Origin of the sequence: Photobacterium makurazakiensis (genome assembly GCF_050336715.1) — a bacterium.
Classification (GTDB): Bacteria; Pseudomonadota; Gammaproteobacteria; order Enterobacterales; family Vibrionaceae; genus Photobacterium; species Photobacterium makurazakiensis.
This window is the reverse complement of record NZ_JAKJSJ010000023.1, coordinates 49729-72759: the sequence shown is the minus strand read 5'-3', so window position 1 is coordinate 72759 and position 23031 is coordinate 49729. Positions and strand designations below refer to the sequence as shown.

Below are 23031 nucleotides of genomic sequence, written 5' to 3'. Positions count from 1 at the left end.
ACTATTCCCTGTTTGTGGTCGTTATTTAAGTATAGTGAAACTTTTTTGTGCTAAAGCGGTTTGTTTAGGGATTTTCAATGTAAAGCAGCTGCCCTCATTAACAGTAGAGTCAACATAAATGAAGCCCCCGAGTTGCTCGACCATGACTTTCGCATCATATGCGCCTACACCCATCCCTATATTGCCTTTCGTTGTGTCAAAAGGCTTGAAAAGGCGGTGTTTAATAAATGCTTCTGACATACCGTGGCCACTATCTTTAATGATTATTTGAATACTTTTGGGGGTGTCGACTAAGGAAACGGTCACGCTGCCATTATCATTGGTGGCATCTTGCGCATTTTGAATTAGGTGGTTTAGGCTATTTTGGAATCGTTCTTTTAGTGTTGTTAACGCTAGTTGATGACGGGAAAAATTATGAAATATGGGTATTGGGCGCTGAACAGCCCGCTCTTCACAAATACGCGTGATAGTTTGCTCAATATTAATGACTTGCTCGGTGTCAGCTTCAATTCGCTTTTTACCGAGTTGTGTTAATACTTTATTGAGGCGTATTACTGCGGAGTCTACTGTTTCAAAAGCATCATCAATGAATTCAGGGTTATCACGGTGTTTTTTAGCATTACTACTTAATAATTGTAGTTGCGCCACCACATTTTTTAGGTCATGAACAAGGAACGCAGACATTCGGTTAAAGGTATCAAATTGCTGGCTTTCAGCTAGCCTTTGATTGGTTTCATACATGGTGAGGTAAACTGAAAGTTGTAGGCTAATCGCGTTCATTAAGTCTCTATCCTCCCAATTTAAGTCGTCGGTAGATGTTGGCGTAGATAGAATAAAGATTCCTTGGGTACCGGATGAGGAAATGAGAGGCGCAACAATAGTAAATTGTTTTATTTTGTTGAGTTGTTGAATATCAATATCAAATGGTGCTTTTTCATGTCCGCTGGACAATTTCGGGATATCTATAATCCATTGATGCTCAATAACTTTGCTCCCAAGAAGTTTTAATAAGGCTAATGCTTCAGGGTGATCCAAAGAGCAGTGAAGGTTTGTTTCGGGTAGCAGTAAGCCATTCTTTTGAATGGCAAGAATGCCATATTCGCAACCCAAAGGACGCATCATCGCAGAGAGAGCATTGTCGTAGGGTGTACGTGCTTGATCTTCAATCTCAGAGCAAAAGTGCATCCACTCTTCGCGGTATTCATATTTGTTGGCGAAAAAGTGCTTGGCAATGAAGACTTTTACTCTTTGTCGTAAAACGTCGGATAAAAATAAGCTGGCAAGCACTAGGCTTCCTAGTGCAAAAAAGAGTGTCTGCGCGGTTTCAGCCCAAGAGTTGCCCATCGCTTTAATGTAATAGCCAGCCAGTGACATTAAAAGCAGGTATAACCCAGCGACTAAAATCAATGTGCTGTGATAAATAATGTTACGAGAGACATAAACACGGCTTTCCCAGTTTTTTAGTCGTCGAGTTGTGACTGCAATGAGCGGTAAAGCTGCAGCAATTACCCAGCCTCTTCCTTGCCAAAACGAAGGAGAGATCGTGTTTGTTAACAGCGCGTCGGCATACAAGGCAAAGTTGTAACCACTGATCAAGCCAACACCAATACAGAGTGGCTTTATTGATTGCAGCTCTAGGCGATTGCTACGCCGGTACAGTTGTTCGACGAGCCAAAGGCAAATAATGGCTTGCGAAAGGTGGAATAAAAAGAATATTTTTTGATGAAATACCGGGGTAAAAAGCCGTATCACTTCGCTGGTAGCAATGAGTGACATGACGCTGATAATGGCACTATGGGGTTTGAGGCTCAATAACGCTCTTATATTCGTTTTTACTGTTAAGGTACTAATAAGTAATAAAGAAAGATTTAAGTTAAATAGTGTTTCACTGATGAGGGGGGGTAAAACTGACGTGCCATTGATGAGCTGTTGTGCGGTGCTTGCTGTCCAAATAGTACCAATCGCACACATACTAAGTAGAAGCTTCTTCTGTATGCTTTGCTTCTTGTATGTTGTTAATAATAATAAAAATAAGATGGCAAAGCCGATAGATGCAGCGATATAACCGATAAAGCCTAAAAATGATTCCACTTTGACATCCTTGTTCTCAAAAAGCGGTGCTATTTTGAGGTTAGACGAAAAAAGAGGATTTATTCAATTTAGCTGATCACCTGTCGGTTTAATGTTTTTTATGGCTTTGGTGTGATGGCCTGACATAGGCTCTCTAGGGGAAGTAATTGCTGCAGGGTTTGTTGATCGCTAGCCAGTAAACTGCCGTTATATAATAGGGTTGCAGTGAGTAAAATGAATGGGATGCAATTAAGACTCAATATTAGTAATAGTTTTTTCATCGTGATGATCCTGCATCGTCATGGTGTTCATTTTCCCTCCCCATCAATCTTCCTGCGTCAAAATTTATGATTTTTGCATAATGATTAGCAAATTGCTCATTTTGACATAATGTAAATGTAGTAAAAAAGCTGGTGGCTTTTGACTTATTCATGAGAAATGCAGTGTATTGTTTGATGGTAGAATCATGTCTTTGTTAAAGCTAACATCCACAGACATGATCGCTTTTATTAATATTATTGGTCTTTTTTCAGTTGCTCATCAATAACATTATGTAAAAAAGAGAGTGCAGCTCGATGGTCATTTCGACTCATAAACCATTGCTTTTGATTGGTTTCAAGAGGAAGTAATTCTAACCACCGTTGGCACACCCAAGTCATGTCATTGTAATCTGGCAAAGGGTAGTGAACGGCATGTTCAGGGTATTCATCAAACAGAGCCTTGAGGCTACTGGAGATATCTCTATCAACAAACTTTATTTCGGTAGGTGACCAGTTAGTCATAGGCGTTATGTCACCAAAACGTAGCTCGTCCTCTTCTTTCCAGTGACGATTGATTAAAAACTTTTCTACACCCTTTATGGTTATGCCAAGTAGGCCATCAGGAAGCTGCTCAAAATCAGTGATTATCGCACGTGTACCAAAGTGACACAGTGAATCACCATCTTTCATGCAGAGTCCAAAGCCATCGCCTGCTGCCATTGCAAGTTTGACGAGGCGCGTATAACGAGGTTCAAATATTCTCAACTTACTTATCCCACCGGGTAGCAAGTATATCTGTAACGGAAATAGGGGTAATTGCATAGTATTAGCCTTTCTGACGTTATTGACTTTAGATTTGTCTATATACGTTCCAACCATGAGTTGGTTTTGCTATAACGTTCAGGAAAAGTATAAGCAGACAATTATTAGAAACTGTCTGCTTTTCGATACTACAGCAGGGTCTGTTTTATTGCCGAAGTTAACTTGCTAAGTTCTTGTGGTTTAATAATAAAAGGAGGCATTATGTAGACAAGTGTGCCAAAAGGGCGAATCCAGACACCACTGTCGACAAATGCTTTCTGTATTGAAGCCATATCAACGGGTTCATAGAGTTCGACAACGCCTATAGCGCCGAGCCAACGAACTGCTTTTACACGCTCTAATTTACCGATCTCAGGCAAGCTTTTAGATAATTGATTTTCAATGCTTTTTACTTGCTCTTGCCATACTCCTTGCGTAAGAATATTAAGGCTAGCATTTGCCACGGCACAAGCTAAGGGGTTGCCCATAAATGTCGGGCCATGCATGAAGCAGCCAGCCTCTCCCCCACATACCGTATTTGCGACATGTTTAGTCGTTAAGGTTGCTGATAGGGTCATGTAGCCGCCTGTAAGCGCCTTTCCGACACACATAATATCAGGATTGATACCAGCGTGTTCACAAGCAAACAATTTTCCAGTTCGGCCAAATCCAGTGGCAATTTCATCTGCAATTAACAAAATCCCATATTCGTCGCAGAGTTCGCGAACCCGAGACAGGAAGGTTGGGTGGTAGATCTTCATACCGCCAGCACCTTGCACTACTGGTTCGAGGATGACTGCGGCAATGTCTTGATGATTCGCGGCCAATTTTTGCTTGAAGTCATCGATATCAGATTCTTGCCATTCATCATAGAAACCACAAGTTGGCGATTGAGCAAAGATATGCTCCGGTAAAAAGCCTTTATATAGGCTATGCATGGAGTTATTCGGATCAGTAACCGACATAGCCGCAAAAGTATCGCCATGATAACCATCTTTAACGGTGAGAAATTTAGGACGGCGTTCGCCTTTAGCATGCCAATACTGTAATGCCATCTTTAAGGCTACTTCTACCGCGACTGAGCCGGAGTCAGCTAAAAATACATGCTGTAAAGGTTCGGGTGTCATTTTGACGAGTTTACGGCAAAGCTCTACTGCGGGCTCGTGAGTGATGCCACCAAACATAACATGCGACATCTTATCGAGTTGTGATTTAGCAGCAGCGTTAAGTTCTGGATGGTTATAACCGTGAATAGTTGACCACCATGAAGACATCCCATCGATGATCTCTCGACCATCTTCTAGTTTAAGGTAAACCCCGCTGGCACTTTCTACTGGGTAACAAGGTAGAGGGTTCAGCGTTGACGTATAGGGATGCCAAACATGTTGTTGGTCAAAAGCTAAGTCGATTATATTGGTTGATTTTTGCACAGATGTAAACCCTGGTCCTTTTTGATGGTTGACAGTCTACTGAGTCTCAGTAGACTAGCCAAGTATCAATAAGCATATTTTGCCGTTAGAGCTGAAATAAAATAAGAGGTTATTACACGTGGAAGTACGTCACGACTGGACAGTTGAGGAAGTTCAAGCCTTGTTCGACAAGCCGTTCATGGATCTGGTTTTTAATGCACAGCAAGTGCACCGCCAGTATCACGAGCCGAATAAAGTACAGGTGAGCACCTTATTATCGATTAAAACGGGTGCCTGCCCTGAAGATTGCAAATATTGCCCACAAAGTGCCCATTACCGTACTGATGTAGATCGTGAGCGTTTACTGGAAGTTGAGCGTGTACTTGATGCCGCAGAAAAGGCGAAAACCTCTGGGGCGACTCGTTTTTGTATGGGCGCAGCTTGGAAAAACCCGAAAGAACGTGATATGCCATATTTGCTAGACATGGTGCGTGGCGTGAAAGAGATGGGCCTTGAAACCTGTATGACTCTAGGCATGATCACGGGTGATCAAGCTGGCGAGTTGGCCGATGCCGGCCTCGATTACTACAATCACAACTTAGATACATCACCAGAGTTTTACGGCAATATTATTACCACGCGGACGTATCAAGATCGCTTAGACACATTAAGCCATGTACGTGATGCAGGTATGAAAATTTGTTCAGGCGGTATCATTGGCATGGGCGAGAGCTCACGTGACCGTGCGGGTTTACTGGTCGAGTTGGCGAATTTACCGATTCACCCTGAGAGTGTGCCTATTAACATGCTGGTCAAAGTGAAGGGGACACCGCTAGAGTCAGTTGATGATGTCGACCCATTCGATTTCATTCGTATCATTGCTGTTGCGCGTATCATTATGCCAGCTTCTGCTGTACGTCTTTCTGCTGGGCGAGAAGATATGAACGAGCAAATGCAAACGCTGTGCTTTATGGCTGGTGCTAACTCGGTATTCTATGGTTGTAAACTGCTAACAACGCCAAACCCGGGTGAAGATAAAGACATGCAGCTATTTGCCAAGTTAGGTATCAATAGCCAAGAACAGAGTGCCAAGCCTGATGAAATTCAAGCACAAGAACTGTTAGGACAGGTTGCTCAGCGTGTTGCTGCTCGTCCGAGTAAAGACGATTTGTTTTACGATGCATCGGCTTAATCAACGTATAGCCAAAGCCCTTGAAGAAAGATCGTCTCGAGGGCTTTACCGCCAACGAACTTGCCTTGAACGACACAACGAGCAGGTTATATCTGGCGGTAGCGCTTTATTAAACTTCTCAAGTAATGACTATCTTGGTTTGGCGCAATCGCCTGAGCTGATAGCAGCTTGGCAGTCTGGGCTGACGAAATTTGGAGCCGGAAGTGGCGCATCGCCGTTGGTAACAGGCTACCACCAACCTCATCAGTACTTTGAAGCACAGCTTGCTGAATGGTTAGGTTTTGAACGAGCCTTACTTTTTAGTAGTGGTTTTAGCGCGAATCAGGCTGTTCTTTTTTCGTTATTGCAGCAAGGTGATCATCTTATTCAAGATAAGCTTAATCACGCCTCATTAATTGAAGCTGGCATGTTGTCTGAAGCCAATATGCGGCGTTTTGCTCATAATGATCTGACTGCACTGTCGCGAACTTTATCTCGCCTAGAGTTGGCAGGTTGCTCTGAACAATCTCCGATGGCGAAATTTGTTGTGACGGAAGGTGTATTCAGTATGGATGGGGATTTATCCCCACTGGCTGATATTCAAGCATTATGTCGTGAAACAAGCAGTGTTTTAATGGTGGATGATGCACACGGCTGCGGTGTGTTGGGTGAGAATGGTAAAGGAAGTTGTGATTTAGCGGGGGTTACTCCTGATATTTTGGTCATTACTTTCGGTAAAGCATTTGGAATGCAGGGCGCTGCGGTACTTTGTAATCATGATATCGCTGAGTATTTGACACAGTTTGCACGTCATTTTGTTTATTCAACCGCAATGCCTCCGGCACAAGCTTACGCCTTAAGTACAGCCTGTAACATGATACAAGCCGATGAATGGCGAAGGGAAAAGTTGACGGAACTCAGTCAGGTGCTAGAGGGTGGTTTAGATAACGATATTGTGTTTGAAAATACAATGTCGCCGATAAAGCCTTTATTGATTGGTCAAAGTGATGAAGCCATGCGTATTTCATCTGCACTAAGAGAGCAAGGCTTTTGGGTGAGTGCCATTCGCCCGCCAACGGTGCCGACTAATAGCGCAAGACTTCGAATTACTCTCACAGTATCGCATCAAAAGAGCGATGTGAGACGGTTGGCAATGGCTATTAATGAGGTGTTTCATGGTGGATAAATTGAATACTGCCATCAAGCTTAGTATGGAAAATAACCAACAAGAAAAGCAGGCTATTGCTGATGCTTTTGGCCGCGCAGCGAAACATTATGATAAAGCTGCAGCCTTTCAACGAGAGGTGGGACATTTATTGCTAGACAAGTTACCCGCGGTAGCTCCTGTCGGTAGCCAGTGTCTCGATTTAGGCTGCGGTACGGGTTATTTCAGTGAACAGCTTGTACAGCGCGGACTCGATGTTGTAGCAGCAGATCTCTCGATAGCCATGTTACAGCAGGCGGAAAATCGCTGTGGTCACGATGTTTCTTATGTTGAAGCTGATGCTGAAAACCTGCCTTTTGACGATAATACCTTTGATTTTGCCTTTAGTAGCTTGGCCCTACAGTGGTGTGATGATCTATCCATTCCGCTAAAAGAGCTTAAACGTGTTGTTAAACCGGGTGGCAATATTGTGTTTACCACTTTAGTAGAGGATTCATTATTTGAGCTTTCTAATGCATGGCGTCAGGTTGATCAATATCAACATGTGAACGAGTTTCTTTCGCAAAAGGCCATAAAACTTGCGCTGGCGCAAGCAGGTAGCCATAACATTGACCTAGACTTCAAGCCGATCACCATGTATTACAGCTCGGCAGTTGAACTCATGAAAGATCTGAAAGGGATTGGAGCGACACATCTGCAGCAGGGGCGTAAGGCAGGCTTGGCCGGTCGTAAAACGATTCAGGCATTAGAGAGCGCTTATGAAGAGTATCGAGATGAGAACCAACAACTGCCAGCTACATACCAAGTCTGTTTTGGAGTAATTATTAATGACTAACGCTTTCTTTGTAACAGGAACAGATACCGAAGTCGGTAAAACTGTTGCCTCTCGCGCCATTCTTCATGCTGCAGCTAGCGCGAACATCAAGATGGCGGGTTATAAGCCGGTAGCATCAGGAAGTGTGCCGACTCAAGAGGGGATGCGCAATTCTGATGCGCTATATATTCAGGATGCTTCTGTTGTTGACCTTGCATACGATGAGGTTAACCCTTATGCGTTCGAGGCAGCAGTATCACCACACCTTGCCGCTGAGCAAGAAGGTCGTGAGATTGATTTCGATGTGTTGTCTGAAGGTTTATCGAAGTTAAAAGAAAAATCAGAAGCAGTACTGATTGAAGGTGCGGGCGGGTGGCGTGTACCTGTGACACGCACTGAATTTCTATCTACGTGGGTGAAGCGCGAAAAGCTACCAGTAATTTTAGTTGTTGGCGTAAAGCTTGGCTGTATGAGTCATGCGATGTTAACGGCTGAAGCCATTCAACATGACGGCCTTGAGGTTGTGGGTTGGGTTGCTAACCGTATTAATCCAGGTACTGAAAATTATGCTGAAATTATTCGCATGATGGAAGCGAACTTACCAGGCAAAAAATTAGGCGAAATTCCTTATATGCCGGGGATTAAAAAGCGTGATTTATCTAAGTATATTGACTTATCATCACTAGCTCTTTAATGAGAAAAAATAAAACCTGCCAATTGGCAGGTTTTTTTTGTTTAAAAAAGGGTTACAGCAGTATGCTACAGAGCATTCATTAGCTTTCGCTGGTTAAACCAATAAGAGCTTCTTGTGTATCAGTTAGTGCAGATACACCATTTTCGATGCCAAGCTCTTTGCGTGCTTCTTCTGCAGACATACCAAGATGACAGCGCAAAATATCAATCGCCACCTGGTAATTCTCGTTATCAGCCATCATTCCTCCTTGATAATTCGACTTAGTGAATTCATCATGCCTTTCTGACATAAGACAATATTCGAATTGGCTCACAGTTTCAATAAGACTAAAGTCTAAAATCAACTTATATGCACCTAGTCACACTGGTTTGGTTTGAAATCTCGAAAATAAACACGTGAAAGGATAATAAATAGCCACTTAGATAAGGTAATGAGTTTTAACAAATAATTATTTGTTTTAAGCTGATTACGAAACGTAACAATTTATCACTTCCACTTGTAATTCGTTTGAACGACCATACTATAAATAACAAAGATGGCTGTAGAAACTCTTCACAGCGATTACCTATGAAAGATGCCTTTATTTGGAGAATGGAAAAAATATGAAGCGTATTGCTTTATTTCTGGCAACCAACCTAGCAGTGATGCTGGTTTTCAGTGTTGTCTTGAACGTTATCTATGCGTTTACAGGTCTTCAGCCAGGTAGCCTATCTGGCTTGTTGGTTATGGCTGCGCTATTTGGTTTTGGTGGTTCATTAATTTCACTATTTATGTCGAAATCGATGGCACTTCGTTCTGTTGGCGGTTCAGTGATTGAACACCCTCGTAACGAAACAGAGCATTGGCTTATGGAGACAGTGTCACGTCAAGCTCAGCAGTCTGGTATCGGCATGCCAACAGTTGCTATCTATGATTCAGCTGACATTAACGCTTTTGCTACGGGTGCAAAACGTGATGATTCACTGGTAGCGGTATCGACTGGCTTACTTCATAGTATGACACGTGATGAAGCCGAAGCTGTACTTGCTCACGAAGTGAGTCATATTGCCAATGGCGATATGGTTACCATGACATTGATGCAAGGTGTGGTGAATACTTTTGTTATCTTCGTTTCTCGATTAGTTGCAGGCGCGATTAGTGGTATTAACAATAACGATGAAGAGGGAGGGAGCGGTAGCTACATGACGTACTTTATCGTTTCTTCAATCATGGAAGTATTGTTTGGCTTCTTGGCGAGCATTCTAACCATGTGGTACAGCCGTCATCGTGAATTTAAAGCGGATGCAGGCTCTGCTCATCTTGTTGGTAAAGAGAAGATGATTGCAGCACTTGAGCGCTTGAAAATGAGTCATGAACCACAGCTGGAAGGTTCTATGATGGCGTTTGGTATTAATGGTAAAAAGTCACTGTCTGAGCTATTCATGACACACCCACCATTAGACAAGCGTATCGATGCATTGCGTCGTGGCGAGCATCTATAAACTCATTATTGAATAATAGATAAATAAAAAGCCCCGTTTACATTTCAGCTTCTTAGGTTAAAGAGTTGATATGTAAACGGGGCTTTCTTTATTTGATGAACTTATGCCAAGGCTGGCTGGCGTATAACTGGCTTATCATCAATCGGAATGTGAATTAATGCCGCAAGAAACGCGAGTACAACGGTAGACCACCAAATAGGGTCGTAACTGCCATAGTAGTCGTAAATACGGCCGCCAGCCCACGCTCCCAGAAAACTACCAACCTGATGAGTTAAAAAGACTAAACCGTAGAGTGTCGACATATAACGCGCCCCGAAGATCTGACGGACTAAGCCAGATGTTAGCGGTACGGTACCAAGCCAACAAAAACCAATTGCACCACCAAAGAGTGCCGCTGTTTCTGTGGTTATGGGTAGCATCACAAAACCGGCTATAACAACCGTACGGGTTAGATAGAGCGCTGACATGACATAGCGTTTATTGAATTTATCGCCCATAACGCCCCAGAAGTAACTGCCGAAGATATTAAATATCCCAACATACGCGAGTGCCATCGCGGCTGTTGCAGCAGGTAGACCTTTATCGGCTAAGTAGCTGGGTAAGTGGGTTGCGATAAACATAACGTGAAAGCCGCAGACAAAAAATCCGAGATGGATTAACCAGTAGCCACGGTGCTGAAAGGCTTCTTTTAATGCATCTCGAAGGGTTTGGTTATCATCTGTTGAGGTCGTCTGGTTATTCTGTGGCTTACTTTTTATGAAGCATGAAAAGGCCAGAATTAAACCACAAAGCATAGCAAAAACTTGTAGTGCGGTTTGCCAGCCAAAATCGCTAAGCATGTATTGTGCGCCAGGAATAACAGCAAACATGCCAAATGAACCAGCGGCTGTTGTTAATCCGAAGGCTTTAGCCGTGTGTTCGGCGGGCACTACGCGAGCAACGGCACCTAATATAATCACGTAACTGGTTGCGCTTAAACCAAGGCCTACAAGGCCACCGAGCGTAAGATAAAGCCAGCTTGGCTCTAGGGCAATAGAAGTAAGGTAAAGGCCAAGTGCATAGGCAATCGCACCGGTCCAAATTACTTTTTGTGGCCCCCATCTATCTGCTGCCATGCCTACAAAGGGTTGGAATAAGCCAAAAAGTAGATTTTGCAAAGCAATGGTCAGACTGAAAAACTCACGACCGGTGTCGAAGTGAGTAGAAATAGGCATCATAAAGATACCGAAAGATTGCCTGATCCCTAGGCTAATAATTAGTGTTCCAATTCCCATCCATACAAGAAGAGGGAAACGAAAAATGCTCATGGTTTAAAGTCCAGAAAAGTTGGGTTCGATAGCGTTTTGTTGGTGACATCCGCCACTCATCGCTTGTTCGGCTAACACATCCAGCAATGGTTGGCAGTTATGTACTGCAACCAGCGTGATTGCAAGCAACAGCCCCATTCGCAGGAGCTGAGCAAGAAGGGATTGTGAGAACATTCTCACCTCATGACGACAAATGAGCGGGGATAATAGTGCAATATAAATCATGACTCAAATGAGTATTTAGCAGTTTATATATGCATATTATGCATGTTATGGATCGAGAGGATATCTAAGCTGAGTGGCGAATGATGAATGCTTAGTTAGGTGTCAGACGATAAATATCACCGCTGTCTGTTGATAGATACAAAAAGCCTTTCGGGTCAAGTGTGAGGGCCCGTATCCGCTCATCGAGGCTTTCAAGCAACCTCTCTTCACTAACGGCACTTCCTTCTGTATTCATTGTGATACGGTTAAGGTGACGTAACTTCAGTGCACCACTGAATAAGCTACCCTTCCACGCTGGAAAAGCGTCACCGTTATAGAGTAATAGGCTGCCGGGGGCGATTGATGGAATATAGACTTTTTTAGGCGATACAATCCCTTCTTTTTCTTTGGCGTCACCCACAGTGATAGGCCCCCAGTACTCTTTACCGTGCGACGTAATTGGCCAGCCATAGTTACTGCCCTTGGTGATCAGGTTTATCTCGTCTCCGCCGCGTGGTCCATGTTCGTTTGACCATAAACGATCGGTATGGGGATCGTAAAGTAGTCCTTGTGGGTTACGGTGGCCGTAGCTCCAGATCTCAGGTAGGGCCTTACTCCGCTTCATAAACGGGTTATCGGCAGGCACTTTTCCGTCAAGGGTCAAGCGTATAATACTACCTGCATGGGTCGTGAGATCTTGGCCGTTTGGGCGGTGCCCTCGGTCGCCAACAGAGAAGAAAACAAACTCATCCTTAAAAGCAATGCGGCTACCAAAATGGCGAGCTGTATCACTGGTCGATTTCGTAACCAGAAGATCATCCCACTCTTTTAACTCGGTACCGGCTAGCTTGGCACGGGCTAAGGTGGTTGCAGCTTCTGTACCAATAGGTTTGCTATAGGTGAAATAGAGCCAGCCCGAAGGGTGGTAATTAACGTCTAATAACCCGCCTTGACCGCTGGCAAAAACATCCGGTAACCCTGAAATCGCTTCGATTTGGCTGCTCTTTGTATTGAGCGTTATAGCCCGTCCATCGCGCAGAGTAATAAATAGGGTGTTATCCGAGATGAATGTCATGCCCCACGGTGTTCCTGACAGGGTAGAGATCTGCTCGACTTGAAAGGGCATGCCTTGGCTGCTGCCTTGATAAACGCTTTTCGCGTTGGCGGTCAAATTTAGGCTAATAAGGCAAATGAGTACGAGTTGCCGTAATGCTCGAGGTATCATAGTGAAGTCCTTTCGTTATGATAAAAACCAGATTTGGTTAATTGTCGTGCCTGGCAATAACTTCTGCCAGTGTTTCCAATGCTTTTTTCCATTTTTGTGTTGGTTCAAATGTCGCAAAACTTAATCGCAAGCAGTTGCGATGATGCTCATCGGTACTGAACATCTCGCCGGGTAATATGCTAATGCCTCTTTCTAATGCACCGCGATATAGCGCTAATCCGTCAACTGAGTTGGGTAGGGTTAGCCAGCATAGAAACCCACCTTGTGGTTGTGATAGGTGATAATGGTTATATAGGTTTGGGTACTGGTCTAAAGCTTGCGTTAGTTGCTGGTAAAACATTTTTTGTTTTTTTGCGTAGCTTCGCCTGATTTTTCCCAGATGCTGGCGGTATTTACCGGTTGATAAAAACTGACCAACGGCAGAGTGCATTAGATTAGGGCTACCCATGTTATCGGTCATTAGCCGCTTTTCGATGGTTGGTTGATATTTACCTGCAATGACCCAGCCAATGCGTAATCGAGAGTCCAAGGTTTTCGACAGTGAGTTGCAATAGATTATCCGGTTCTCTTCATCGAGGGTCTTGAGAGGAAGCGGCCGTGACTGATAGGCGAGACCACCAAATACATCATCTTCAATGATAGGGATCCCCGAAGTAATAGCGAGAAACTCAAGTCGTTTGTTTGTTGGCATTAAGAACCCGGTTGGATTATTGAAACTTGGGTTCGTGATAATTGCCTTAACAGGCCAACGAGCAAGTACCTGCTGGAGTGCGTTGAGATCCATACCGTCACGGTTTGAGGCGGGAACTTCTATGGCCTTTAATCCAAGTGATTCTAATAATAGCAAGTTACCAAAGTAGCTAGGGGATTCGACTAAAACAATGTCGCCGGGTTGGGTGATTGCTTGCAAGCTTAGGCTAATGGCTTGCTGGGCACCATTCGTGATCAGGAGTTCATTCACTGAAGTATTGATACCGAGCTCCCGATTAACGGCCACCAGTTGTTTGAGTAAATCTTCATTGCCCGGAGGAAGTTGGTAATGGCTTGGAATGTGGTGTTGATAGCGACTGTGGCGACCAATTTCAGCATAGAGTGAGCGGATAGCTGGAAAGTCGGTATCAGGATGGGCTGATCCAAATGATACAATATTGCCCTCAGCCGGCAGTCTCATTATCGTTTTACTCAACGCCATTAAATCAACGTATTTGGGCGTGGTTGTGATCTTTTTAGCAGGGGCATTAATGGCTGAGACGATAAACCCTGAGCGAGAGCATGCTGTGATTTTCCCGCTGGCCTCTAGTTGTTGATAGGCGCGGATAATCGTATTTTTACTCAGTGAAAGCTCTGCACTAAGCTCGCGAATTGAGGGTAACTTATCACCAGCTTGGTAGCTCCTTTTATCGATACGTTCACCAATTAAGGTGACGACCTGTTGGTACTTGGCTTGCTGGTGGCTGCTTTGATGGTGTTTGGCACGGGTTATGATGGTCTCTTTCAGCATTATCTGTACCCTAATAAATGGTTGAAACTGTCCCTATTAACTTTTTTGTACCCCTATAAAGTAATAGGTATCACTTAAAATAAAAAGAGATACCTGCCATGCTAACCCGTTTAATTCCGTTTATTTTCGTTGTGTTGTGGAGCTCCGGTTTTATTGGTGCCCGATTAGGTTTGCCCTATGCCGAACCTGCAACTTTTCTTTTGCTTCGTATGGCAGCGAATATTTGTGTCTTTTTACTTTTAGTTGCAGTACTGCGCGCTTCATTGCCCAAAGGGAAGGCAATGCTACATTGTTTGGTTGCCGGTTTGCTGATCCACGGCTTCTACTTGGGAGGGACCTACATCGCAATTGGGCAGGGCATGCCAGCAGGACTATGTTCACTGCTAGTTGGTTTACAGCCGATTTTGACCGCGGTGGTTATGTTTGCGTCAGTGGGTGAGAGAATGCGAATGTCACAGTGGCTAGGTTTAGGGATTGGTTTTATCGGCATCATGCTGGTGCTGCAGGGCAATATGGCTTGGCATCAAGATGGCAGCAAGCAAGCGGCTTATATCTTTACCATTGCAGCTTTACTTGGCATCACATTAGGTACGTTGTATCAAAAACGTTTTTGCCAAGGTATTGATATGGTCGGCAGTGCGGTGTGGCAATACACTGCGGCAGCATTACTGTTTTTGCCTGTTGCTCTTACGACAGAAACCATGGTGGTCACATGGTCGGGTGAGTTTATTTTTGCACTTGTATGGCTAGTACTTGTTTTGTCGGTGGTTGCGATTTTACTTCTGCTTTATATGGTGAAACATGGCGAGTCATCAAAAGTGGCATCAACTTTTTACCTTGTTCCTCCAATGACGGCTATTCAGGCTTGGCTGATTTTTGGTGAAACGTTTGATGAGCTAGGTGCACTCGGCTTTATGCTGGCAGCATTGGCTGTGTATTTGGTAACCCGTAAGCCTAAAGTGGAATCAAGAATGGTTGGTCAGTCAACAGAAGCATGATTAGAAATAGAAAAGACCAGCGAAGGCTGGTCTTTGACTTTATAATAGGAGCTCGGCACGAGTAGCTAATGAAGTGTTACTTCGCCACATTGCCAGCAACATTCATGATATCCCAAGTACGGGCAAACGGCGGCGCATAGGCAAAATCAAGCGTGCCCAGTTGTTTAGTGGTTAGTCCTGCAGTTATGGCAACAGCCATGGCATCAATGCGGTGTACTGCGCCTTTCTTACCAATCATTTGGGCGCCTAAGATAACCTGAGTATCTGCGTTATATACTAGTTTCATGTGAATATCAGATTGGCCATCGCAGTAGTTGGTATGGCATTTATCTTTGATGGTGATTGCTTTGTAGTTGATGCCAGCCTCAATCGCTTCTGGTTCTGAAATACCAGTGCGGCCTGCTTCTAAAGACAAGACTTTCACGCAGCTTGTCCCTAAAGATCCAGGGAAGGTTAAAGACTTGCCAGCAATATTTTCGCCAACTAAACGGCCGAGTTTATTTGCCCCTGTAGCAAGCGGGATGTAGACATTCTTATTGAGGACACTGTGCCAAATAGACGCACAGTCGCCTGCTGCCCATACATCAGGCAATGATGTTCGGCCTTGTTGGTCTACACAAATCGCACCGTTGGCTAAGGTTTCAATGCCAGTTTCTTTCATGAAACCAGTATTAGGTTTAACACCAGTGCAAACGACAACAAGATCGGTTGGATGTAGGTCATTATCTGTTTTGATCGAGGTAACATGATCGTCACCGAGAATCTCTTGTAACGACTCATAAAGTAATACCTCAACCCCTGCTGATTGCAATTCAGTTAGGAAGTGCTCGCTAATTTCATTATCAAAGGCATCAGGGATAAGGCGTTCTGCACGTTCGATCAAACGAACTTGCTTGCCTTGGTGGATCATTGCTTCAACAATTTCTAGGCCGATAAAGCCTGAGCCAATCACGGTCACATGTTGGCACTGCGGCTGATTGATAGCCTTTTTAAGGCTGATACCATCATCCATGCGGCGTAAGCTATGAACACCACGCTTTTCTAGGCCTTTAACTGGTGGTAATACTTCACTTGCTCCAGTTGCAATCATCAAGCGATCATAGCGGGCTACGAAAGTTTCATCACCGTGCTGTACTTCAAGTTGTTTATTGAGCGCATCGACCTTATTAACACGGTGGCTGGTCTTAACGTCAATACCGCGCTCTGCAAACTGCGCCGGTGTGAATTCAGCCATGTAGTTGCGATCTTGGAATTCATCGCCAACAAAGTAGGGTAAGCCGCATGCACCGAAAGAAATAACTTCCGAAGCTTCAAATACCGTAATTTCAGCATCGCGGTTAATACGTCGAGCTTTAGCTGCTGCGCTCATACCAGCCGCTTCACCACCAATAATGACTATTTTCATTGTTATTTCTCTTTTGTTTAAACCCCTCTAGCACAACGCTATAGTGTGTAGAGTTTGGTGAAGGGAAGCCGAGGCTTCCCTTTGGTACTTGTTAATCATTAACGTCCGATAACGCTAGAGTTTTACTTTTATGCAGTAGCATCTTCACCATCAAGGTTAACTTCTACGTCACTGTTGAAAATATCCATGTCTGTCTGGCCCAGCACTTTACTGGTTACTGTTCCTGCGGTGATTGACCCTGATACGTTTAGCGCTGTACGGCCCATATCAATCAGAGGTTCGATAGAGATAAGAAGGCCTGCGAGGGCAACAGGGAAGTCCAAGGCCGATAGAACAATAAGGGCTGCGAACGTCGCACCACCACCGATCCCTGCCACACCAAAAGAGCTAACTGTGATGATAGCAATAAGGGTAAACAGGAAGCCCATATCCATTGGGTTAACACCAACAGTTGGCGCAATCATTACTGCTAGCATGGCTGGGTAAATACCAGCACAACCGTTTTGACCGATAGTTGAACCAAATGATGCAGAGAAATTAGCAATTCCACTTGGGATACCTAAGTGCTTTTCCTGAGTCTGAACATTCATTGGAATTGAGCCAGCACTGGTACGTGAAGTAAAGGCAAACAGTAGCACTGGAATGACTTTTTTCAGGTGACGCATTGGGTTTAGACCCACCATAGCGACTAACGCAAGGTGAATAGCAAACATGACAAAGATTGCACCGTAAGAAGCAATAACGAAGTTAGCAAGGTTAACGATGTCTGCATAGTTAGAGCCTGAGATAACTTTGGTCATCAGAGCAAGCACACCAAACGGGGTTAGGCGAAGTACTAAGGTAACCATACGCATAACAATAGCTTGGGCAACACTAATGAAGTTCTCAAATGATGCAAAGACTTCAGGTTTCTTACGTGCAATACCGGTTGCAGAAATACCAATAAATACTGAGAAGATAACCACAGCAATGGTTGATGTGCGGCGTGAGCCAGTCATGTCTAAGAACGGGTTAGCCGGTAAGAACTCAATCATTAGCTTGGCAAATGACATTGCTTCTACAGACCCTAAACGGTTTTCTAATGCTTCACCGCGGGCGATCTCTGCAGCACCCGATGTTAGCCCTTCAGCAGTGAGGCCGAATAAGTTCGCCATTAGGATACCAACAACGGCTGAAATCATTGTAGTAACGATCAGCACACCAATCGTCATGCCACTAATTTTACCCAAAGAGGTGCCGCCATTAAGGCGAAGTATGGCTGAGATGATAGAGACCATCACCAGCGGAATAATGATCATTTGGAGCAGTTTTACGTAACCGACACCAACGATATCGAAATATTCAATACTCGTTTTAATAACGTCTGAACCGGCACCATAAAAAATTTGCAGGGCGCCACCGAAAATAATACCTAAACCTAAGCCAGCGAATACACGTTTGGTAAAGGTAACGTATTTAGTTTGAAGCCGATATAGAAAGAGTATTAACGCAAGGAAAATACTCAAGTTTAATATAACGCTGAAAGTCATCATTTATTCCTTCAAAATATAAATGTAAGAGTCCTGAAGCTATACAAATGTATAACCTCTAATTTAAAACCTATGGTGCAAAGATGTTAATTACCTAGCAATTGTTGAGTATTGCTAGCTATTATGAATATTAAAAGTACTTTATTTACCGTTGCTGTTTGTGATTTCTTATATGTAAATAAACAGTATGTTTAGATACACCTAGCATTTCAGCAACCATAGATGATGAATCTTTTAATTCAAAAATACCTCGGTCATATAGTTGGCATACTATTTCTTTATTTCTAAGGTTATTTGCCAAGCTTGAATCATTATGAACTTGAGTAATAATTTGACTTACGAGATCGTCAACTGAAGTTGCAAATGTTTCATTATGTACTGGATTATCAGTTTCTTGTTGATATGTTGGTAAGCTAAAGGCATCAAGTAAACTGGCAAGGGGGGCATTTAAACTAAAATTTACACATAGCATCCCGATGGGTTTACCATTGCGATTACAAATAGTGGTTGAAGCTGACTTCATCATTTGCCCGTCTTTGGTGCGCGTAAAATATGTGCTCCATTTAGAACCGCAATTAGAGTTTAGCTTCTGTAAGGCAAAGTCAGTGACTGGAGCTCCAGCTTGTCGACCCGTAACGTGTCCATTAGCGATTTTAGTTACAGATGAGTGTAAGTTATTGAATGAATGGAGAACAACTTCACAGCTACTACCAAACAGTGATGCTATAGCATCCACTGCGGGTTCCCATGACGTAATCAATAATTCGTCTTCTGTTAACTCAGTAGGTATCTGAGCGGTTTTCATATCCATACTAAACTCCTCACTCAACGATGCGTAATTTACCCCTTTAGGAGTAAAAAAAAGTTGAGTTAGATCGGTTAGTTAATAACCTTATGTCAAGTAAGGTAAATTTGTGTTAAAAACTGGTTGTGGAGCACAAAAAAGCCATCTCTGGTTGATTATTTATTATCATTGCCGGTGTTTACTTGTTACTTATTTGCAACATATTCACAACGATGCTCTTTGGGATTACATAGCGGTAAGTATTGAATTAAAAAATGTTAATTAAGATGTGTTGACAAAATCATGTAATGAAGAGCTATAACACCTCACTAACTACTTAATAATGTGTATTCAGTTATGGTTAATTGAATAGTGTACATAATGTTGTATGATCGCTGCATGCACCTTCGTAACAGTTGTATAAGGCAGGTAGTAATGATGAATCGGTCATGGATTGGTGGTTTAGTTGCGGTTACCTTTTGTTTAGGGCTGCTAGTTTCCTATACGCAAAATTACGCGGAAAATACATACGATATAACTGACCAACAGCAACAGTTTTTAGCTGTACAGCATGATTACTTGTCTCAGCTTTATAAGGCAAAGGGAAGCCTGATAGAGTTTGGTGAAGAAAACTCTCCGCTTTATTTAACCATTGAGAATGCAATAAAAATCAATGAAGAGCTGTTAGATGATGCTGAATATTGGCGAGATCATTATATTTCAATGGTTATCGATAATGAATAATCTCGCCGAATGGGGCTTTTAGGTATTAATATATTGACGAAGCCTGCGTTAAAATGGATACCAAAAGAGTTGTTCCGATTGGTAACGATTCAGTACGCCAATAGTGAGGATTGCACCAATAGTAAGGAGAGTTAGATAGTCAGCCTTGCGCATGGGTTTTAAACTATACCAAGTACGCTTATTGTTACGTCCAAAGCCACGTAAGGTCATTGCGTTTGCAATCACATCGGCACGATCAAGGCTAGAAAAAATCAAAGGGCCTAATATTTTTGCCACGTTCTTTATGCGCGTGAAAACAGGTGCTTTTTTTGAAATATCCACACCACGCGCCTGCTGCGCATGCATGATATTGATAAAGTCTTTCGTAACTTCAGGTAGGTAACGCAATGTTAAACTTACGGCATAAGCTATGCGGTAAGGCACCCCAAGTCGGTTCAGACTTGCAGAAAATTCTGTTGGGTGGGTAGTAAAAACGAAGACCAATGCGATAGGGAACATACTGAAATACTTCAGCGTCACTGTAACGAGGTAGAACAGTGTCTCGCTAGTGATTGAGTAGTTACCGGGCAGAGAGAAGAGCACCGTTTGCGAGCCCATATATTCCATGCCTTGTTGAGGGGCAATTAAGAACATAAAAAATGCATTCAGTAACAACACTGTTGACGTACCAATCAACAGTGGTTTGTAGGCTGAAAAAGGTACACGCGATAATCGTAATAGGTACAGCCCTACCATGATTAATAGACTGATCACCCTGATATCAAAAGTGATTAAGACCATAGTGACCCAAGCCATGAATAATATGAACTTAGTAATACCGTTTAGGGCATGAAGCGGTGAGCCCGTGTTGGCATAACTAATGCCGAATTTAATTTTATTTGTTTTCATTATTTTGCATTTGCCTCATGCTGAATGAAGCAACGGATAAAGTTATCGATTCGCTCAATGCCTAACTTATCGGCAAGCGTATATAAGCTTGTCACGGTTAAGTTAGCTTGTTCAAGCAGTAGGGGTTGGCTAAATATCGTATTGACTGCATCATCTGCAATTAATTTGCTGTCGGCGATCACTATGGCTCGATCGGTATACTCAAGTACAAGGTGCATATCGTGTGAAATAATGACGATGGTAATGCCTAGTTTATCGTTTAAATCACGAATGAAATTCATCATTGTGGTGTAGTGATAATAGTCTTGACCTGCGGTTGGCTCATCGAGGATCAGTAGTTCAGGCTCTAATACTAGGATTGTCGCAATCGTAACACGTTTTTTTTGCCCATAGCTTAATGCATCTATAGGCCAGTGACGATAACGACTAAGGCCGCATAGCTCTAGCGTAGCAAGTACTTTTGCTTTAACGTCAGACTCTTTCATGCCACGGTTACGTAACCCAGAAGCAACTTCATCAAAAATCATATGATGAGAAATCATATGGTTAGGATTTTGTAACACAATACCAATTTTTTGACTGCGCTCAAATATGGAGCTTTGCACAAGATCTTTGCCATTAAATGCAATGCTTCCATTGTCCGGTTCTAGTACACCCATAATAAGACGAGTAATTGTCGATTTTCCTGAACCATTTTTGCCAAGGATAGAAACGAACTCGCCTTTATTGACGGTGAAAGAAACATCATCAAGTGTTGTTCTTTGTCCATCGTATGAATAGGAAAGCCCTTTGATCTCTAATAAGGGAGTACTGGCCTTACACTGATGTTGTTCTGTGTCTTGGCTGAACCATGAGACTAACGCAGGCTTAAACCGGTCAAGGTCGAGTGTTTCTAGATAAGCGGGTTGATCATTTGACGTGATATTACAGCCCGCAGCTTTTAGTGCCGTAAGGTATAAAGGTTCACGTATGCCATGCTGCGCTAAATAGGGGCTAGCCAATAATTCATTCGGCGTCATATTGGCTACGATCTCACCGCGCTCCATTAATATAATGCGATCTGCTGGGCAGTGCAGGACATCTTCAAGGCGGTGTTCAATGATAACGACCGTTTTATTGGTATCTTTGTGTAGTTTATCAATGATCTCTATGGTTGACTTACCCGTTTTAGGATCAAGACTTGCCAAAGGTTCATCAAACAGCAGGATGTCGACATCATCAACCATAACACCTGCAAGTGAAACACGCTGCTTCTGGCCACCACTTAGGTCAAATGGCGATAGATGTAGCATGTCATCCAGCTCTAACATCGTTGCTGTTTGTTCGACGATACTATGCATAGAGCCGAGTTCAATCATTTGGTTTTCAAGTGCAAAAGCAATATCTTCACCAATGCTTAAGCCAACGAATTGACCATCGGTATCTTGAAGGACCGTACCGACCAAACTGGTACACTTGTGCAAATCCATGTTTTTAGTGTTACGACCATTGATACTCAGTGAACCGCTAGTCTCTCCTTTTATAGCAAAAGGAATTAAGCCATTCAGGCACTGCCCTAAGGTTGACTTGCCGCTGCCACTTGGACCGACGATAATGACCTTCTCGCCTTTCTCAATGGTTAAATTAATGTTCTTTAAGGTTGGTTGTTCTAGTGCCCAGTATTTGAACGAGAAATTTGAAAACTCAATTGCCATGTCTTAGCAAGCCTCTTTCAGGTTGTAGCTTTGTTTTTTGCGCTTTGCGACAGAGCTAAGAATAAAATGGCCAACAATAGCGATAAGGACGGTATTACCAGCGGCAATAATAGTGAGCTGGGCAATGACCTTCGTAAATGGTTCGGCATAAAGCACGGCATCTAGGTAGGCAGAGCAACCATAGCCAATGACGTTGCCGATAAAGGCCAAAAGGACAAACAGTGAAAAGTCTAGCTTCGAAAATAAACCTTTTTCGATTCGTTCTTTCGTTATTTTTGGGTATAGGCCAATAATTAAGCCCACAATGCCAGAGCCAATAACCCAAGTTACCCATACTCCCCAACCAGCGAAGAGGTCGGTGACCCAGTGGCCAATAAAGCCAACTAAAAACCCAACTAATGGGCCAAAAAGAACACCAAATAGAGCCAATACAGCCATTGCGGGTTTTAGCGTGGTGTTTGCGAAGACAGGAATTCCAAACATTGGCAGTCCGCCAATGCCATATAAGGCTGCACCGATAGCAATGAGTACAACTGTCTTAGCTGAGAGATTCATGACATAACCTTTTATTACTTTTTGGATACTTGCACTTTAAAATCCACTCACAAGGATTTAGAACCCTGATGAAATAGCTACTTTGCAATATCATCGTCAATGATGAACGCTGCGCGTGTTGCAAATCCCTTTCTTAGCAAAAACAGTTATGTCAGTAGATTTAAGAGGGCGCAATCTTACAGCAAGCATTAGAAGAAAGAAAATTGTAACTTCTGGGTGTTTAATTATTTATCAAATAGGCAAAAGGATGATGATTAACAGCCAGTTTCAGTATGATTAATCGTTGTAAAAGCCGACACGTGCTTTAAATACAATGAAGTGAGAATTTGTTC

22 protein-coding genes are annotated in these 23031 nt (G+C 43.2%); 7 read left to right on the top strand and 15 right to left on the bottom strand.

Annotation, left to right across the window (positions count from 1 at the left end):
• Window positions 1-21 precede the first annotated feature (21 nt).
• From prsK to bioA, 4 genes are all read right to left on the bottom strand, one after another.
• Window positions 22-2091 carry an XrtA/PEP-CTERM system histidine kinase PrsK gene (gene prsK, locus L4D09_RS11725; protein WP_428457688.1) on the bottom strand — a complete coding sequence of 690 codons (2070 nt, stop codon included), beginning with the start codon at window positions 2089-2091 and terminating at the stop codon, window positions 22-24.
• 98 nt (window positions 2092-2189) lie between these two features.
• The gene (locus tag L4D09_RS11720; protein ID WP_428457687.1) at window positions 2190-2351 is read right to left on the bottom strand and encodes a hypothetical protein; all 162 of its coding nucleotides are present in this window, start codon (window positions 2349-2351) and stop codon (window positions 2190-2192) included.
• 234 nt (window positions 2352-2585) lie between these two features.
• Complete coding sequence (locus L4D09_RS11715; RefSeq protein ID WP_428457686.1) at window positions 2586-3152, bottom strand: LON peptidase substrate-binding domain-containing protein; 567 nt, start codon at window positions 3150-3152, stop codon at window positions 2586-2588.
• 128 nt (window positions 3153-3280) lie between these two features.
• Entirely contained in the window at window positions 3281-4540 is a 1260-nt protein-coding gene (bioA, locus tag L4D09_RS11710; protein ID WP_428457716.1) for an adenosylmethionine--8-amino-7-oxononanoate transaminase, read from the bottom strand.
• A 139-nt stretch (window positions 4541-4679) separates the two neighbouring features.
• Here bioA and bioB point away from each other — a divergent pair, with 139 nt between their 5' ends.
• The 4 genes from bioB to bioD are packed head-to-tail and all read left to right on the top strand — an operon-like array spanning window position 4680 to window position 8384.
• Window positions 4680-5732 (top strand): biotin synthase BioB, encoded by a 1053-nt coding sequence (bioB, locus tag L4D09_RS11705; protein ID WP_428457685.1) that lies wholly within the window; start codon window positions 4680-4682, stop codon window positions 5730-5732.
• Complete coding sequence (gene bioF, locus L4D09_RS11700; protein ID WP_428457684.1) at window positions 5719-6897, top strand: 8-amino-7-oxononanoate synthase; 1179 nt, start codon at window positions 5719-5721, stop codon at window positions 6895-6897. Before bioB ends, bioF begins: the two co-directional genes overlap by 14 nt.
• On the top strand, window positions 6887-7711 hold the full coding sequence (gene bioC, locus L4D09_RS11695) for a malonyl-ACP O-methyltransferase BioC (protein ID WP_428457683.1): 825 nt from the start codon (window positions 6887-6889) through the stop codon (window positions 7709-7711). The genes bioF and bioC overlap by 11 nt, the downstream gene beginning before the upstream one ends.
• Window positions 7704-8384 (top strand): dethiobiotin synthase, encoded by a 681-nt coding sequence (gene bioD, locus L4D09_RS11690; RefSeq protein ID WP_428457682.1) that lies wholly within the window; start codon window positions 7704-7706, stop codon window positions 8382-8384. The genes bioC and bioD overlap by 8 nt, the downstream gene beginning before the upstream one ends.
• A gap of 79 nt (window positions 8385-8463) precedes the next feature.
• Here bioD and L4D09_RS11685 read toward each other — a convergent pair whose 3' ends face one another.
• Window positions 8464-8622 carry a hypothetical protein gene (locus L4D09_RS11685; RefSeq protein WP_428457681.1) on the bottom strand — a complete coding sequence of 53 codons (159 nt, stop codon included), beginning with the start codon at window positions 8620-8622 and terminating at the stop codon, window positions 8464-8466.
• A 364-nt stretch (window positions 8623-8986) separates the two neighbouring features.
• On the opposite strand from L4D09_RS11685, the gene htpX reads away from it, so the two are divergent.
• Window positions 8987-9865: a protease HtpX gene (gene htpX / locus L4D09_RS11680; RefSeq protein ID WP_428457680.1), complete on the top strand. Its 879-nt coding sequence runs from the start codon at window positions 8987-8989 to the stop codon at window positions 9863-9865.
• 101 nt (window positions 9866-9966) lie between these two features.
• Here htpX and L4D09_RS11675 read toward each other — a convergent pair whose 3' ends face one another.
• The 4 genes from L4D09_RS11675 to L4D09_RS11660 all read right to left on the bottom strand — a co-directional run bounded on the left by L4D09_RS11675 (window position 9967) and on the right by L4D09_RS11660 (window position 14102).
• Window positions 9967-11172: an MFS transporter gene (locus L4D09_RS11675; RefSeq protein WP_428457679.1), complete on the bottom strand. Its 1206-nt coding sequence runs from the start codon at window positions 11170-11172 to the stop codon at window positions 9967-9969.
• Window positions 11173-11175: 3 nt separating this feature from the next.
• Window positions 11176-11346 (bottom strand): hypothetical protein, encoded by a 171-nt coding sequence (locus L4D09_RS11670; RefSeq protein WP_428457678.1) that lies wholly within the window; start codon window positions 11344-11346, stop codon window positions 11176-11178.
• A 142-nt stretch (window positions 11347-11488) separates the two neighbouring features.
• Window positions 11489-12601, bottom strand: a complete 1113-nt coding sequence (locus tag L4D09_RS11665; RefSeq protein WP_428457677.1) for a PQQ-dependent sugar dehydrogenase — start codon at window positions 12599-12601, stop codon at window positions 11489-11491.
• Window positions 12602-12638: 37 nt separating this feature from the next.
• Complete coding sequence (locus L4D09_RS11660) at window positions 12639-14102, bottom strand: aminotransferase-like domain-containing protein (protein WP_428457676.1); 1464 nt, start codon at window positions 14100-14102, stop codon at window positions 12639-12641.
• 98 nt (window positions 14103-14200) lie between these two features.
• On the opposite strand from L4D09_RS11660, the gene L4D09_RS11655 reads away from it, so the two are divergent.
• Entirely contained in the window at window positions 14201-15100 is a 900-nt protein-coding gene (locus tag L4D09_RS11655) for a DMT family transporter (protein WP_428457675.1), read from the top strand.
• A gap of 76 nt (window positions 15101-15176) precedes the next feature.
• Here L4D09_RS11655 and L4D09_RS11650 read toward each other — a convergent pair whose 3' ends face one another.
• The 3 genes from L4D09_RS11650 to L4D09_RS11640 all read right to left on the bottom strand — a co-directional run bounded on the left by L4D09_RS11650 (window position 15177) and on the right by L4D09_RS11640 (window position 18845).
• Window positions 15177-16505 carry a CoA-disulfide reductase gene (locus tag L4D09_RS11650; protein ID WP_428457674.1) on the bottom strand — a complete coding sequence of 443 codons (1329 nt, stop codon included), beginning with the start codon at window positions 16503-16505 and terminating at the stop codon, window positions 15177-15179.
• A gap of 128 nt (window positions 16506-16633) precedes the next feature.
• Window positions 16634-18034 (bottom strand): L-cystine transporter, encoded by a 1401-nt coding sequence (locus tag L4D09_RS11645; protein WP_428457673.1) that lies wholly within the window; start codon window positions 18032-18034, stop codon window positions 16634-16636.
• 145 nt (window positions 18035-18179) lie between these two features.
• The gene (locus L4D09_RS11640; RefSeq protein WP_428457672.1) at window positions 18180-18845 is read right to left on the bottom strand and encodes a helix-turn-helix transcriptional regulator; all 666 of its coding nucleotides are present in this window, start codon (window positions 18843-18845) and stop codon (window positions 18180-18182) included.
• Window positions 18846-19253: 408 nt separating this feature from the next.
• Here L4D09_RS11640 and L4D09_RS11635 point away from each other — a divergent pair, with 408 nt between their 5' ends.
• Window positions 19254-19562, top strand: a complete 309-nt coding sequence (locus tag L4D09_RS11635; protein ID WP_428457671.1) for a hypothetical protein — start codon at window positions 19254-19256, stop codon at window positions 19560-19562.
• A gap of 48 nt (window positions 19563-19610) precedes the next feature.
• On the opposite strand, the gene L4D09_RS11630 is transcribed toward L4D09_RS11635, so the two are convergent.
• Genes L4D09_RS11630 through L4D09_RS11620 form a run of 3 tightly spaced genes read right to left on the bottom strand, consistent with a single transcriptional unit; the run spans window position 19611 to window position 22699 of the window.
• The gene (locus tag L4D09_RS11630) at window positions 19611-20450 is read right to left on the bottom strand and encodes an energy-coupling factor transporter transmembrane component T family protein (protein WP_428457670.1); all 840 of its coding nucleotides are present in this window, start codon (window positions 20448-20450) and stop codon (window positions 19611-19613) included.
• Window positions 20450-22144, bottom strand: coding sequence for an ABC transporter ATP-binding protein (locus L4D09_RS11625; protein WP_428457669.1), 1695 nt, complete (start codon window positions 22142-22144; stop codon window positions 20450-20452). The genes L4D09_RS11630 and L4D09_RS11625 overlap by 1 nt, the downstream gene beginning before the upstream one ends.
• Window positions 22145-22147: 3 nt before the next feature.
• Complete coding sequence (locus L4D09_RS11620) at window positions 22148-22699, bottom strand: ECF-type riboflavin transporter substrate-binding protein (RefSeq protein WP_428457668.1); 552 nt, start codon at window positions 22697-22699, stop codon at window positions 22148-22150.
• Between the last annotated feature and the right edge of the window lie 332 nt (window positions 22700-23031).

What these genes read in the sequence shown, in the direction of transcription:
- htpX (WP_428457680.1), top strand. Translation starts at nt 8,987, where the DNA reads ATGAAGCGTATTGCTTTATTTCTGGCAACCAACCTAGCAGTGATGCTG.
- bioD (WP_428457682.1), top strand. Translation starts at nt 7,704, where the DNA reads ATGACTAACGCTTTCTTTGTAACAGGAACAGATACCGAAGTCGGTAAA.
- bioF (WP_428457684.1), top strand. Translation starts at nt 5,719, where the DNA reads ATGCATCGGCTTAATCAACGTATAGCCAAAGCCCTTGAAGAAAGATCG.
- L4D09_RS11655 (WP_428457675.1), top strand. Translation starts at nt 14,201, where the DNA reads ATGCTAACCCGTTTAATTCCGTTTATTTTCGTTGTGTTGTGGAGCTCC.
- L4D09_RS11645 (WP_428457673.1), bottom strand. Translation starts at nt 18,034, where the DNA reads ATGACTTTCAGCGTTATATTAAACTTGAGTATTTTCCTTGCGTTAATA.
- L4D09_RS11670 (WP_428457678.1), bottom strand. Translation starts at nt 11,346, where the DNA reads ATGTTCTCACAATCCCTTCTTGCTCAGCTCCTGCGAATGGGGCTGTTG.
- L4D09_RS11625 (WP_428457669.1), bottom strand. Translation starts at nt 22,144, where the DNA reads ATGGCAATTGAGTTTTCAAATTTCTCGTTCAAATACTGGGCACTAGAA.
- L4D09_RS11665 (WP_428457677.1), bottom strand. Translation starts at nt 12,601, where the DNA reads ATGATACCTCGAGCATTACGGCAACTCGTACTCATTTGCCTTATTAGC.
- L4D09_RS11650 (WP_428457674.1), bottom strand. Translation starts at nt 16,505, where the DNA reads ATGAAAATAGTCATTATTGGTGGTGAAGCGGCTGGTATGAGCGCAGCA.
- L4D09_RS11685 (WP_428457681.1), bottom strand. Translation starts at nt 8,622, where the DNA reads ATGGCTGATAACGAGAATTACCAGGTGGCGATTGATATTTTGCGCTGT.
- L4D09_RS11715 (WP_428457686.1), bottom strand. Translation starts at nt 3,152, where the DNA reads ATGCAATTACCCCTATTTCCGTTACAGATATACTTGCTACCCGGTGGG.
- L4D09_RS11635 (WP_428457671.1), top strand. Translation starts at nt 19,254, where the DNA reads ATGATGAATCGGTCATGGATTGGTGGTTTAGTTGCGGTTACCTTTTGT.
- bioC (WP_428457683.1), top strand. Translation starts at nt 6,887, where the DNA reads ATGGTGGATAAATTGAATACTGCCATCAAGCTTAGTATGGAAAATAAC.
- L4D09_RS11630 (WP_428457670.1), bottom strand. Translation starts at nt 20,450, where the DNA reads ATGAAAACAAATAAAATTAAATTCGGCATTAGTTATGCCAACACGGGC.
- L4D09_RS11640 (WP_428457672.1), bottom strand. Translation starts at nt 18,845, where the DNA reads ATGGATATGAAAACCGCTCAGATACCTACTGAGTTAACAGAAGACGAA.
- L4D09_RS11675 (WP_428457679.1), bottom strand. Translation starts at nt 11,172, where the DNA reads ATGAGCATTTTTCGTTTCCCTCTTCTTGTATGGATGGGAATTGGAACA.
- L4D09_RS11660 (WP_428457676.1), bottom strand. Translation starts at nt 14,102, where the DNA reads ATGCTGAAAGAGACCATCATAACCCGTGCCAAACACCATCAAAGCAGC.
- L4D09_RS11620 (WP_428457668.1), bottom strand. Translation starts at nt 22,699, where the DNA reads ATGAATCTCTCAGCTAAGACAGTTGTACTCATTGCTATCGGTGCAGCC.
- L4D09_RS11720 (WP_428457687.1), bottom strand. Translation starts at nt 2,351, where the DNA reads ATGAAAAAACTATTACTAATATTGAGTCTTAATTGCATCCCATTCATT.